Origin of the sequence: Streptomyces klenkii, from assembly GCF_003626645.1 — a bacterium.
In the GTDB taxonomy this organism is placed as follows: domain Bacteria; phylum Actinomycetota; class Actinomycetes; order Streptomycetales; family Streptomycetaceae; genus Streptomyces; species Streptomyces klenkii.
Window position 1 is genome coordinate 114,090 of the sequence record NZ_RBAM01000013.1, and the last position, 12,687, is coordinate 126,776.

Annotated in this window: 9 protein-coding genes; 3 read left to right on the forward strand and 6 right to left on the reverse strand. The window is 73.1% G+C overall.

Going from position 1 to position 12,687, the window contains the following annotated elements; all coding sequences use genetic code 11:
- Positions 1–100 precede the first annotated feature (100 nt).
- The 3 genes from D7231_RS27340 to D7231_RS27350 form a co-directional block, all read right to left on the reverse strand.
- Positions 101–925 (reverse strand): SAM-dependent methyltransferase, encoded by an 825-nt coding sequence (locus tag D7231_RS27340; protein ID WP_120758227.1) that lies wholly within the window; start codon positions 923–925, stop codon positions 101–103.
- A 305-nt stretch (positions 926–1,230) separates the two neighbouring features.
- Positions 1,231–1,878, reverse strand: coding sequence for a GNAT family N-acetyltransferase (locus D7231_RS27345; protein WP_120758228.1), 648 nt, complete (start codon positions 1,876–1,878; stop codon positions 1,231–1,233).
- Between the two features lie 73 nt (positions 1,879–1,951).
- A complete protein-coding gene (locus D7231_RS27350) occupies positions 1,952–3,340 on the reverse strand; it encodes a peptidase C39 family protein (RefSeq protein WP_241999947.1) in 1,389 nt (462 codons plus the stop codon).
- 190 nt (positions 3,341–3,530) lie between these two features.
- On the opposite strand from D7231_RS27350, the gene D7231_RS27355 reads away from it, so the two are divergent.
- Both D7231_RS27355 and D7231_RS27360 read left to right on the forward strand, forming a co-directional pair.
- Complete coding sequence (locus tag D7231_RS27355; RefSeq protein WP_391475717.1) at positions 3,531–4,157, forward strand: uridine kinase family protein; 627 nt, start codon at positions 3,531–3,533, stop codon at positions 4,155–4,157.
- Between the two features lie 493 nt (positions 4,158–4,650).
- Positions 4,651–6,570: an AAA family ATPase gene (locus D7231_RS27360; protein ID WP_120758229.1), complete on the forward strand. Its 1,920-nt coding sequence runs from the start codon at positions 4,651–4,653 to the stop codon at positions 6,568–6,570.
- Positions 6,571–6,695: 125 nt separating this feature from the next.
- On the opposite strand, the gene D7231_RS27365 is transcribed toward D7231_RS27360, so the two are convergent.
- Positions 6,696–8,105 carry a uracil-xanthine permease family protein gene (locus D7231_RS27365; protein ID WP_120758230.1) on the reverse strand — a complete coding sequence of 470 codons (1,410 nt, stop codon included), beginning with the start codon at positions 8,103–8,105 and terminating at the stop codon, positions 6,696–6,698.
- A 236-nt stretch (positions 8,106–8,341) separates the two neighbouring features.
- Here D7231_RS27365 and D7231_RS36610 point away from each other — a divergent pair, with 236 nt between their 5' ends.
- A complete protein-coding gene (locus D7231_RS36610; protein WP_158673824.1) occupies positions 8,342–8,797 on the forward strand; it encodes a hypothetical protein in 456 nt (151 codons plus the stop codon).
- Between the two features lie 201 nt (positions 8,798–8,998).
- Here D7231_RS36610 and D7231_RS27375 read toward each other — a convergent pair whose 3' ends face one another.
- Positions 8,999–10,216 (reverse strand): MFS transporter, encoded by a 1,218-nt coding sequence (locus D7231_RS27375; RefSeq protein ID WP_120758231.1) that lies wholly within the window; start codon positions 10,214–10,216, stop codon positions 8,999–9,001.
- A gap of 76 nt (positions 10,217–10,292) precedes the next feature.
- The gene (locus D7231_RS27380) at positions 10,293–12,665 is read right to left on the reverse strand and encodes a chitinase C-terminal domain-containing protein (RefSeq protein ID WP_241999948.1); all 2,373 of its coding nucleotides are present in this window, start codon (positions 12,663–12,665) and stop codon (positions 10,293–10,295) included.
- Between the last annotated feature and the right edge of the window lie 22 nt (positions 12,666–12,687).

Genomic DNA, 12,687 nt, shown 5'->3' on the forward strand with positions numbered 1-12,687 from the left:
CTGTGAGGCCTTGTGACTTCTGCCCCGGCGGGACCGCCGGTAATCGAATCTTCGGTTCCGTCTCCGGATCCGCTCGACTCCGCGCCGGGTGGCGTCGCGGTCATGGTTTGCGCCCCACGCCGGCGAAGCCGACGTACATCGCGGGGTCCTCGTCCGCCGCGGCGGGGGCGTCCGCCGGGTCGGGCCGCCAGTCCGGCATGGCCACGAGCCCGGGCTCGACCAACTCGAAGCCGTCGAAGAAGCGCGCCACGTCCCGGTGCGCGCGCATGAGCAGCGGCGAGCCCACGTTGCGGTAGACGCCCTCCACTCCCTGCCCCTCCTCAGGCCTGATCGGACCGGTGTCGGTCGTCGCGTGCGTGAGGACGAGCAGGCTCCCCGGCGCGAGCGCGTCGCGCAGCTCGGCCACCGCCGCCCAGGGGTCGTCCTGGTCCTCCACGAAGTGGAGGACCGCCACGAGCAGCAGTGCGACCGGCCGGTCCAGGTCGAGGAGCCTGCCGACCTCGTCACTGGTCAGGATGTCATGGGGCTTGCGGAGGTCGGCGGGCAGGACGGCGGTGCGCGGATCGCCCTCCAGCACGGCCCGGCCGTGGGCGACGGCCACGGGGTCGTGGTCGACGTAGACGACGTGCGAGCGCGGGTCCGCGGCCTGCGCGATCTCGTGGACGTTGCCGAAGGTCGGGATGCCCGAGCCGATGTCGAGGAACTGGGTGACGCCCTCGCCGACGGCGTAGCGCACGGCGCGCCGCATGAAGGCCCGGTTGGCCTGCATGATCTTCGGCAGCCCGGGATAGGCCTCCATGGCGCGCCGGGCGGCTTCCCGGTCGACCTCGAAGTTGTGCGAGCCGCCCAGGTAGTAGTCGTAGATCCGGGACACGCTCGGCACGGAGGGGTCGATGCCCTGGGGGACCCAGGTGGGGCGGTCCATCAGTCTGTTGCTCCAGCTCGTCTCGGGGACATGTGAGCAGAGGCTACTGATCATTCGTTCGAATGGAAGCGTCAAGCGGAAATCAGCCATCCGCATGCAGCTGCCATCCACCCTCGTCCGCACGGCGTCGATCATGTCAATAAATGACCATGAGGGGAAATATGCACTGATGCGGGCTCGGAGCGGCGGCGGCCGCCGGGCGACGGCCGTCCCGCGGGCCGGCGCGGGCCCCACGGAACGGCAGGCGCGGGCCCCACGGAACGGCAGGCGCGGGTCCCGCGGAACGGCCGCCGCACGGGCGCGTGTCAGCCTCGCGGCTCGCGCCACATGGGCCACATCCGCGGCCCGCCGTCCGGCAGGTCGATGGGCGCGCCGGTGAAGACGAAGCCGAGGCGTTCGTAGAGCGCCTTGCTCCGGGAGTTGCTCGCCTCCAGGTAGGCCGGCATGCCCTCGCGGTCGCACCGGTCGAGGACGGGCGCGAGGAGCGCCCTCCCCCGGCCCTCGCCGCGCCGCCCGGGCGCGGCGACGATGTTCGGCAGGTAGTAGTGCGAGCGGTCCCCGGGGTGCGCCGCGCCCGTCAGCTCGCCGACGATGCGCGCCCGGTCGTTGCCGGGGGCGGCCTTCGCCAGCTCCTCGCCGATCCCGCCGTCGGCCGCCTCGCCGCCCTCACCGTCCTCGCCGTGCTCCCCCGCACGCACCGGTATCCACAGCGCCGCCGCCGAGAGGTCGTCCGTCACGTCGACCCACCCGTCGCGCAGGGCCGCGTCCAGGAACACGCCGAAGAAGCCGGGGTGGACGGCGCGCCGGTGCGCCTCGTCCGGAAAGACCCAGCCGCTGACGGGGTCCTCCATGAAGGCCTCCCCGAGCAGCAGGCTGATCGCGTCCCGCTCCTCCTGCCGGGCCCGGCGGATCTCGGGTACGACGGTGGCTGCGGTTGTCTGATGCACAGTCATGGTTCCTTCCGTACGGGGTACGACGCACACGTGCTGTCCGCGCCCGATCGTACGGAGGTGCGCCCTCCGCACGTCAGCGGATTCCCAGCTCCTGGAGCGCCCGGCGCTGCCGCTCGTCCGGCTCGGCGGGGAAATAGAGGTAACAGACTCCGCCCGAACCGCTCCTGACCTCGCCCTGGGCGTTATGGCGCTTGGTCCGCAGCCAGATCGTCTCGAACTGGCGGCGCTTGTAGACCCGCCGGACCGCCGCGTTCGAGGGGCTGTTCGGGTCGTTGACGACCACGTCGCCCTGCGCGGTGAAGCCGATGACGCACATCAGGTGGCCGGCGGTGCCGTAGCCCGCGCCGTCGAGCTCGGCGGCGAGGAAGGACTGGGAGGTGATGACGGGGATCCGCGCGCGGATCAGCTTCTCGGCGTCGCCCAGCGAGCCCAGCCGCGTGACCACCGCCTGCATGTCGTGGTACGTCGCCGCGTAGGCCGCGTTGAAGGGCCAGTTGCCGCACCCCTTGTACTGGTAGTCGTAGGTGAAGCGGGCGGCGTGGCAGACCTGCGGGTCGGCGTAGGCGGGGTCGACCCAGGCGAGGTCGGCGGCCGTGGGCTTGCGGCCCCAGTACTCCAGGGCCATCTGCGAGGAGGTCGGGCTGCACCACGCCTCGCCGCCGTTGTCGTACTCGGGGTACTGCCCCTTGTGGATCTCCTGCGAGTAGCCCGGCACGCGCAGCTCGTGCCCGGCGCCGGGCCCCGGCACGGAGGCGGGCACGGTGAAGCGGTCGGGGACGTCGGAGCCCATGACGCCGAGCCGCCGCACGGTGGGGGTGAGCCGGGTGCCCGGCTTGCGGAAGAGGGTCAGGCGCAGTTCGTACGAGGCGATGCGCAGCCCGGTGGCGGGCTTGCCGACGGCGAGCGTGTCGGTGTTGACGCTGCTGCGGCCGTCGCCCTGACCGTCGACGGAGGTGCGGCGGATGTCGCCGGGCCCGTCGCCGGCCGTCCAGCGGCCCATCACGTACCAGGGGGTGCGGGTCCCGTCCGAGTACCTGCCGCGCACCTCGGTCTGGAGCCAGGTGCCGGCGGGCGCGTGGGCGTTCCAGGACGCGATGACCTCGCTCGCGGGAGCGGGCGGGGTGCGGACCGGGGACGTCCAGGTGGCGTACTCCCAGGCGGCCTTGGTGCCGGTGTGCGGGTCGGTGTGCTCCATGGTGCCGGCGGGGCGGTCGATGACCAGGCCCGTACGCCCGCCGCCGGCGGGACGGGTGCCCTCGGCGGTGCCCCGCCGCCAGTCGTCGTCCGAGGTCCAGGCGTGGTAGTCGATGGACGCCGAGCCCGCGCGGGAGGGCCCGGAAGCCCCGGATGAGGCGAAGGCGAGCGGAGCGGAGGAGGCCGCGAGGGAGGTGGCCGCGGCGCCCAGGGCGGCGGCGAGCACGGTGCGGCGGGGCGTGGGTCTGCTGGGCATGCTGCTGGACATGGCGCTGGTCCCCCAGTCGTCTGCGGACGGGGCGCGCGTACGGATCCGCCGCGCGCCGGTGCGTGCCAGTGATTCCCCGTGCGGCCGGTTGCGATACCGGCGGCCTCGGGGATGGGGCCGTTGGAGGGCCGCGCCGGGGCGGCACAGCCGTCAACACGGCTCCCCCAGGGTCCCGCCATAGGGTGGTCCGGTGCACCCTCCCCTCCCCCACGGCCCCGCCTCCTTCGACGCCCTCGCCCCCTGGCTGCTGACGCTCCCTCCGTCCCTGGGCCCCGTACGGCTGGTGGCCGTGGACGGGCACGCCGGATCGGGGAAGAGCACGTTCAGCGCACGGCTCGCGACGGCGCTCGGCGGGGCGCCCGTCCTGCACCTGGACGACCTCGCGACGCACGAGGAGCTGTTCGCGTGGACGGACCGGCTGCGCGAGCAGGTACTCGCCCCGCTGTCCCGCGGGGAGACCGCGCGCTTTCGCGCGTACGACTGGGTGGAGCGACGGTTCGCCGCCGGGCGGGAGGTCGGACCGGAGCCGGTCGTGCTCGTGGAGGGCGTCGGGGCGGGGCGCCGGGCGCTGCGCCCGCACCTCGCGTCACTGCTGTGGATGGAGTTGCCTCATGAGCACTCCTGGGAAAGGGGTCAACTCCGTGACGGCGTAGAGCTGTCCGATTTCTGGGACGGCTGGATGCGGGCGGAGCGCGCGCATTTCGCCGCCGATCCGACGCGCCCGTACGCAGAACTGCTGATTCTTCAGCGCGACGGGGGGTACGAGGTGCTGCCGGGGCCGCGCGGGACGGCCCGGACGGGCCCCGAGCGGCCCTGATCATCACGCTGCGTGAACGACTTCGGGCGGCCCGGCCGGCATCCCGGCCGGATCCCCGGATACTGCGCCAACTCCGCTTGACCGACGGGGCGTACAGGACTTACGTTCTCATTGTGCGGCCACTGGAGGCCGCCCGCGGACGCGAAGCCCCCGGTTGTTCCCCCGTGATCGGGGGCTTCGTACCACTCCGTAATTCCCCTTTCGGGCACTTTGCTCCACCGCGCCCCTCACCCTGGGTGACCATCACGTGGAGCGGCCCGCCGCGTCTTCAAGACCGCCTTTCCCGCCGCCTCTCGCCGCCGTCCGCCGCGAACGGCGGTGCCGCACCCTTCGGCCCGGACCAACGGCGCAGGTACGATGCGACTCGGTGCACCTATCGGCGGGTGCACTGGCACACACTGGTCAACTCCCGTCCACAGCACAGCGGTTCGGCAAGGCGTGCCCGGCACTCGCCGGGCAGCACGCTACGGGGGCACGGTTTGTGGGGGACGTGATGGATTTCGGCATGCAGGGCCCACCCGCCCCGGCCGATCTCGCCTGGCTGCGCGCCGTCGACGCCTACACCATGGGCGCGTACGCACAGGCCGAGGAGGAGTTCCGGGCCGCGGTCCGGGCGGACCCCGGCATGGCGGACGCCTGGCTGGGCCTGCACGCGCTGCGCGCCGACACCACGACCGCGCTGCTGCGCATGTACCGCCACCGGGACCGCTTCGGCGAGCAGCGCACGCGCCACCGGCGCACCCTCAATTCCTGGTACTGGCTGGGCTGGTGGGTCCAGCCCGTGCTGGAGACCGGCCGCGACCTGCTCCTCGCGCACGCCTCGCACTGGCTCGACGGCCGTCACGTACCCGAGCTGGACCGCGCGCTGGCCGGCTGCCCGCCCGTCGACACCGACGCCCAGGCCCGCTTCCTGCACGCCTGCCGCGCCTACCTCGTCAAGGACTGGGACCAGCTGCTGCGGCACACCGAGCCGCTCCTGGACGATCCGCTGCTCGGCATCGAAGCCGGCCTGTTCGGCGGCATGGCCCGGGTGCGGCTGGAGATGTACGGGCAGGCCGAGCCGCTGCTGGCCGCCGCGCTGATGCGCTGCCGCAGCGAGCAGCCCCAGCGCAAGGAGCTGCGCTACTGGCTCGCGCGCGCCCACGAAGGCACCGGCCGCAGCGCCGCGGCGCTCCCTCTGTACCGCGCCGTGCACCGCGTGGACCCGGCGTTCATGGACACCTCGGCCCGGCTCACCGCCATCGCCGACGGGGACGGCCTGGACCAGGAGCTGGACCTGTCGCCGGTGCCGCTGGGCGGGCCCGGCGAGGAGCCGGCCGCGCCGCCCCCGCCCGCCGCCTGCGCCGACGCCGCGGCCGACGCCCCGGACGTCCTCGACGGCCGTGACGTGCTCACCGGCACGGACCCCGGGCCTGTCGGTACCGCACAGGCGGATGCCGGGCCCGACGACATACGCCGGAAGGCCCGCGTCCCCGCCCAGTCCGGCGGGAAGGCTTTGGCGGGGCCCTCCGACCCCGTCCTGCTCGCCAAAGCCCTCGCCGAGCTGGAGCGGATGGTCGGCCTGGAGCCGGTCAAGCGGCAAGTGCGGGCGCTCTCCGCGCAGCTGCACATGGCCCGGCTGCGGGCCGTCCAGGGCCTGCCGGTGCAGCCCCCCAAACGGCACTTCGTCTTCTCCGGCCCCTCGGGCACCGGAAAGACCACCGTCGCCCGGATCCTCGGCCGGGTCTTCTACGCCCTCGGGCTGCTCGGCGGGGACCACCTCGTGGAGGCGCAGCGCGCCGACCTCGTCGGGGAGTTCCTGGGCCAGACCGCGGTCAAGGCCAACGAGCTGATCGACTCCGCGCTCGGCGGAGTGCTCTTCGTCGACGAGGCCTACAGCCTCTCCAACTCGGGCTACTCCAAGGGCGACGCCTACGGCGACGAGGCGCTGCAAGTCCTGCTCAAGCGCGCCGAGGACAACCGCGACCGCCTGGTGGTGATCCTCGCCGGCTACCCCGAGGGCATGGACCGGCTGCTGGCCGCCAACCCCGGCCTCGGCTCCCGCTTCACCACCCGCGTCGACTTCCCCAGCTACCGCCCCGCCGAACTCACCAGCATCGGCGAGGTGCTGGCCGCGGAGAACGGCGACAGCTGGGACGAAGAAGCCCTGGAGGAGCTGCGCAGCATCAGCTCGCACGTGGTCGCGCAGGGCTGGATCGACGAGCTGGGCAACGGCCGCTTCCTGCGCACCCTGTACGAGAAGAGCTGTGCCTACCGCGATCTGCGGCTGTCGGGCTACCCCGGCACGCCCACGCGCGACGACCTGGCGACGCTGCGGCTGCCGGACCTGATGCAGGCCTACGGGGAAGTGCTGTCGGGTCCGGGCTGGGGCGCGCGGAACGGGTCTCGCGACCCGCAGGATCCGGCCACGTAACGGCTCCGGCTGCCGCGGATTCGCCGGACCCTCGCCGCGGGGGCGCGCCGCCGTGGCGGCGGGGTCCTTCTTCTTGCGCCGGGCAGCGCCCTCCCGCGGGTGGCCGGGGACATGCCCGTCGCGGCCTACCCCGCGTCCTTCTCCCCCGTGGCAGCGGCATCCGTGGCGGCGTCGTAGCTGCTCGTTCCCTCGTCCAGCAGGGGTTCCTGCGTCTTGAGGTGGGCCGGGGCCAGGGCGCGCAGGACGTGGTAGCCGGAGAGGACGACGATCGTGCCCAGGGCGATGCCGCTGAGCTCGAAGTTGGAGCTGATCTTCAGGCTGACGCCGCCGATGCCGATGATGACGCCGGCCGCGACGGGCACGAGGTTCAGCGGGTTGCGCAGGTCGACCTTGTTGTGGACCCAGATCTGCGCGCCGAGCAGGCCGATCATGCCGTAGAGGATGACGGTGATGCCGCCGAGCACGCCGCCGGGGATCGCGGCGACGACGGCGCCGAACTTCGGGCAGACGCCGAAGAGCAGGGCGAAGCAGGCCGCGGCCCAGTAGGCGGCGGTGGAGTAGACGCGGGTGGCCGCCATGACGCCGATGTTCTCGGAGTACGTGGTGTTGGCGGGGCCGCCGACGGCGGTGGAGAGCATGGTCGCGAAGCCGTCCGCGGAGATCGCCGTGCCCAGCTGGTCGTCCAGCCGGTCGCCGGTCATCTCGCCGACGGCCTTGACGTGGCCCGCGTTCTCGGCGATGAGCGCGATGACGACGGGCAGCGCCACCAGGGCGGCGGACCAGCCGAAGCTCGGCGCGTGCAGCGACGGCAGGCCGATCCAGTCGGCCTTGGAGACGCCGGACAGGTCCAGGCGCCAGTGGTCGACCGCCTCGGCCCCGCCGTTCACCGAGTGGATCTTCCCGAAGAGGCGGTCGAAGAGCCAGGAGACCGCGTAGCCGAAGAGCAGCCCGAGGAAGATCGCGACGCGCGACCAGAAGCCGCGCAGGCACACCACGGCGAGGCCGGTGAAGAGCATCGTCAGCAGCGCCGTCCACTGGTCCTGCGGCCAGTACGTACGGGCCGTGACCGGCGCCAGGTTGAAGCCGATCAGCATGACCACGGCGCCGGTGACCACGGGCGGCATCGCCGCGTGGATGATGCGCGCCCCGAACTTCTGCACGACCAGGCCGCTGAGCAGGAGCGCCACGCCGACCACGAAGATCGCGCCGGTGACGGCCGCGCTGCCGCCGCCCTGCGCCCGGATGATCGCGGCGACGCCGACGAAGGAGAGGCTGCACCCCAGGTAGCTGGGCACCCGGCCGCGGGTCGCGAGGAGGAACAGGATCGTGGCGACGCCCGACATCATGATCGCGAGGTTCGGGTCCAGGCCCATGAGGACCGGGGCGACGAACGAGGCGCCGAACATCGCGACCACGTGCTGGGCGCCGAGTCCGGCGGTGCGCGGCCACGAGAGCCGCTCGTCCGGCCGGACGACGGCGCCCGGGGCGGGGGTACGCCCGTCACCGTGCAGGGTCCAGCGCACGCCGAGGCCCATGGATGCTCCCGAAAGGTCGAGTGGGGGGTGATCCGGTTCATGCTAAGCCGGGCCGGACGGTGCTCCGGTCCATCTCCCGGGGCGGTGGGCCACGGGCCGGCCGCCGGGCCGCGGGGTGTGCTGCAACCGGCGCAATTGATCGCCCGTAGGACTGTATGACCGGCTTCTCGTGCTGTTCTCCTCGCCCCACACGGTATCGGTGCCATTGTCCGATTCCTGCAACTCAGGAGACACATATGCGTAAGCTCGCCGGCCGCGCAGCGGCCGCTGCCGTCATCGCCGCCGTCGCCATCGTCCCGGCCGCCGGGATGGCACAGGCCGCCCCCGCCATGCCGGCGGTCCAGGCCTGGGACCACGACCGCGACGACGACGACCACGGGCGCGACCACGGCCGTGACCACGGACGCGACCACGGCCGCGACCGTGACTGCGACCACGGTCGCGACCACGACCACGGCCGCGGCCACCACCACGGCGGTGGCTGGGGCCACCACGACCGCGACGACTGCGACCACGGCTGGGGTTGGGACGACTGGGGCTGGGGCGGCGGCTGGGGCTGGGGCGGCGGCCACCGCGGCGGCCACGGCGGCTGGGGCTGGGACGACTGCAACCGCAGCTGCGGCTGGGGCCACCACGGTGGCTGGGGCGGCGGCTGGGGCGGCGGCTGGGGTCTCCTCGGCGGCATCCTCTAACCGCAGCAGTAGCGCAACACAACCACGGCACGGGCTGTGGCGACGGACCCTCACGGGTCCGCCGCCCGGCCCGTCCGGCGTTTTGCCCTTCCGGCGGATCGCTATGAACGTGCGGGTGCGGTGCCCGCGGATTCCGCCGGACCCTCGCCGTCGCCGGTACCTCGCCGTTGCGGCGGGGAGGTTTCCGGATCGGATCCGGGCTCACTCCGTCTTCGACGGCTCCCGCGCCGGCGCGGGCGCCGCCGTCCGTTCCGGCGTGCGCAGCACCCCCGCTCCCACCACCAGGCCCGCCGCCAGGGCCGTCACCAGGCCGAAGGACGCCACGAGCGAGCCGGCCCGGGCGATCTGTCCGATGGCCGCCGGGGCGACGAGCCCCGACGTGTAGGTGATCGTCGCGACGCCCGCGATGGCCTGGCTCGGCGCCGGCCCGCTGCGCCCCGCCACCGCGAACGCCAGCGGGACGACGACGGCGACGCCCACCCCGATGAGGGCGAACCCGGCGATCGCGGACGGCGCGCCCCGCGCCGTGACCACCAGCAGCCCGCCGGCCGCGGCCAGCACCCCGCTCGCGCGCACGGTCCGTACGGGCCCGAAGCGCCGCACGGCCGGGTCGCCCGCGAACCGGGCGAGGGCCATCGTGCACGTGAAGGCCGTGGTGCAGGCCGCGGCCACGCCCGGATCGGAGCCGACGACGTCCCGGAGGTAGACCGCCGACCAGTCCAGGCTCGCGCCCTCGGCGAAGACCGCGCAGAAGCCCACGGCGCCGATGACCAGCGCCGCGCGCGGCGGCAGCGTGAACCGGGGCGGCGGGTGCTCGTCGCCGGCGGCGCGCAGGTCGAGGACCCAGTGGCAGGCCGCCGCGCCCAGCACGGCCAGCACGGCGGCCGCACAGCCCAGGTGGACCCGGGCGTCGAGGTCCGCGTGCGCGGCGAGCGTGCCGGCGGCCGACCCCGCGAGCGTGCCCGCGCTCCACATCCCGTGCAGGCCCGACATGATCGAGCGGCCCAGCCGTTCCTCGGTCTCCACGCCGAGCGCGTTCATGGCGACGTCCGCTATGCCGGCCGTCGCGCCGTAGACGGCGAGCGCCCCGCAGAGCGCGGGCAGCCCCGGCGCCGGGGCGGGCAGTGCCAGGGAGGCGCACCACAGCACCAGGAGCAGGCGGAGCGCGGCCCGGGAGCCGAGGCGGTGGCTGATTCGGCCTGCGAGCGGCATGGCGCACGCGGAGCCGACGGCGGGGAGGACGAGCGCGAGGCCCAGCGCCCCGGAGCCGAGGTCCAGGTGGCTCTGGATCCAGGGGATGCGGGTGGCGAAGCTGCCGGTGACCGCGCCGTGCACGGCGAACACCGCGGCCACGGCGTACCGTGCCCGGCGCAGCCGGCCGTCGTCGGTGCGGCCCGTGTCCCGTTCTCCGGCACCCATGGGCCGACATCCTTCCGGACGGGGCCCGCGCGGGTCGACCCTCGCGCGGGCCCGGTCGGCCGTGCACGGCCGGGTATCAGCAGGCGCCCTGGTCCTGCCACACCCCCCATTCGCCGGTGGTGCCGGGCTCGTCGCCCTGGGTCCACCACTTGGCCTTCCAGGAGCGGGACTTCCACGCGACGCCGGCGCCGCCGTTGTAGACGGCCGCCTTGTCCCACTGCGGTGCGGTGCAGGTGCCGCCGGTCGGTTTGCCGGTGGGGGTGCCGGTCGGCGTGCCCGTCGGGGTGGAGGTGCTGCCGCCGGGGTCGACGACGGTCGTGCCGCGGGCGAGGTCGCCGGCGAGGGCGTACGTCTTCCCGCCGAAGGTCACGCTCCAGTTCGAGGGGGTGGCCGCGGGCAGGTAGTAGACGTAGTCGAGGTCCGCGGAGGCGCCGGGGGCGAGCGGCTGGGAGGCCGGGAGCTTCACGGAGACCCGGTTGTAGTCGCCCTTGAGGCCGCCGATGTTGTTCCCGGCGGTGTGGTCGCTGCGGATGACCTTGAGTCCCCAGCCCGACTGGTCCTTGGCGTTGCCGGGCGCGGAGTTGCCGTAGTCGAACTGGAATTCCGTGCCGCCGGGCAGGGTGGCCCTGGTCCGGTTCGTGATGTGGATCTTCGGGTTGATGGGGTAGTTGCTGTCGCCGAGCGGGAAGTTCGTGAGGCTCACGTCGATGTCGAGCGCCTGTGCGGGCAGGTCGGTCGTCGCGCGCCGGGCCCCGTAGGCGGGCGCGCCCTTGAACGCGTCGTCCATCGCGGTGGTGAGCGTGCTGCCGGGCTCGTACTGGCCCTTGGCGGCGTTCCAGCCGTAGTCGCCGGCGAGTTCCCAGATCATGGTGCCGCCGAGGCCCTTGTCGACGACGTACTGGGCCTTGGCCTTGACCGACTGCTCGTCCTCGGTGGAGAGGAAGACCTTCTTCTCGGCGTTCCAGAGCCAGGGCGCGGTGAGCGTGGCGTCGTAGGTGCGGACGTAGGTGCCGGTCAGCTTGGTGCCGGCCGGGAAGCCGTACTGCGCGGCATAGTCTCCGACGACGCCCTTCTCCAGGTTCTTCGCGTGCCACATCGGGTTGGAGCCGGCCGGGGACTCCTTGCCGTCGTCGTCCTTGTCGTGCCAGAGGTTGTCGATGCCGACGGCGCCGTCGCCGCAGGTGGTGAGGCCGGACCCGGCCGGGCACGAGGTGGTCTTCGCCGTGCCCCACAGGCCGTTCGTGCCGCCGGTGACGTTCTTCCAGCCGCGGGTGTAGTACGGCAGGCCGAGGTTGATGCGGCCCGGGGGCAGGGACCCGCGGAAGTAGTGGTACGCCCAGTCGCCGTTGAGGTAGCCGATGCCGCCGTACTGGGCGGTGGTGTAGACGCCCCACTTGGCGAGTTCGGCGTCCTTTCCGTCGTCGTAGAGCGCGGCATTGGGCCCGACGAATTCGTTCCAGGCGCCGTGCAGGTCGTACGACATCACGTTCACGTAATCCAGGTATTGCGTGGCCTGGTACGTCTCCATTCCGCGCAGCAGATATCCGGAGGAGGGCGCGGCGACGGAGAGGAGGTAGTGCTTTCCGTCGGCCGACCCGGCCTTGTCGAGCTTTTCCCGGAGCGTCTTCATGAGGGCCGCGTAGCCCTTGTTGAGTCCGCCGCGCCGGGCGTTGGCGAGGGCCCAGTCCTTGGGGTTCCCGGCGTCCTTCATCGACGTCGGGTATTCGTAGTCGATGTCGACGCCGTTGAAGCCGTACGTCCTGAGGAAGGAGACGGCCGATTCCGCGAAGGTGTCGATGCCGGCCTGGTTGACCGAGCCGTCGGCGTTCGTGGCGGTCTTGTAGAAGCCGCCGGAGCCGACGCGCTTCCCGTTCTCGTCTATGTAGCCGCCGGTCTCCGCCCAGCCGCCGACGGATATGAGGGTCTTCACGCCGGGGTGCTGCTTCTTGTACTTGGTCAGGAGGTTGAAGTGGCCCTTGTACGGCAGGGCCGGGTCCATCTCGGCGCCGGCGACGCCCGGCCAGGTCATGCCGGTCGCGGGGTTGCCCGGGCCGTCCGCCCCGACGGAGATCTTGTCGTCGGGGCCGACGTGCGCGAAGGCGTAGTTGAGGTGGGTGACTTTGTCCCAGGGGATGTCGGGGACGAGGTAGGCGGGGGTGCCGTCCTTGCCGGTGCGCCAGCCCGTGAAGTAGCCGATGACGCGGCGCTGGTGGCCGGCGCCCATCTTCTCGCGGCCGGCGGAGTCGTAGACCGAACAGTAGGGGACGTCGGTGCCGGGGGTGGCGTAGAGGCCGTCGGGGCGGCAGGCGCTCTGGTCCTCGGCGTGCGAGGCGGTCGCGGCCAGGGTGCCCACGAGCAGCCCGGCCAGTGCGGTGCCCGCCGATGCGAGGGCGGCGCTCCTGCGGGCGCGGGGTCTGAGGTGGCTGAGGGGTCTCTTGCGGAACAACACGATCGGGTCCTCCAGTGGGGGG

Excerpts from the sequence above, each read along its gene's own strand:
- D7231_RS27360 (WP_120758229.1), top strand. The coding sequence starts at position 4,651 with ATGGATTTCGGCATGCAGGGCCCACCCGCCCCGGCCGATCTCGCCTGG.
- D7231_RS27350 (WP_241999947.1), bottom strand. The coding sequence starts at position 3,340 with ATGTCCAGCAGCATGCCCAGCAGACCCACGCCCCGCCGCACCGTGCTC.
- D7231_RS27340 (WP_120758227.1), bottom strand. The coding sequence starts at position 925 with ATGGACCGCCCCACCTGGGTCCCCCAGGGCATCGACCCCTCCGTGCCG.
- D7231_RS27375 (WP_120758231.1), bottom strand. The coding sequence starts at position 10,216 with ATGGGTGCCGGAGAACGGGACACGGGCCGCACCGACGACGGCCGGCTG.
- D7231_RS27345 (WP_120758228.1), bottom strand. The coding sequence starts at position 1,878 with ATGACTGTGCATCAGACAACCGCAGCCACCGTCGTACCCGAGATCCGC.
- D7231_RS36610 (WP_158673824.1), top strand. The coding sequence starts at position 8,342 with ATGCGTAAGCTCGCCGGCCGCGCAGCGGCCGCTGCCGTCATCGCCGCC.
- D7231_RS27365 (WP_120758230.1), bottom strand. The coding sequence starts at position 8,105 with ATGGGCCTCGGCGTGCGCTGGACCCTGCACGGTGACGGGCGTACCCCC.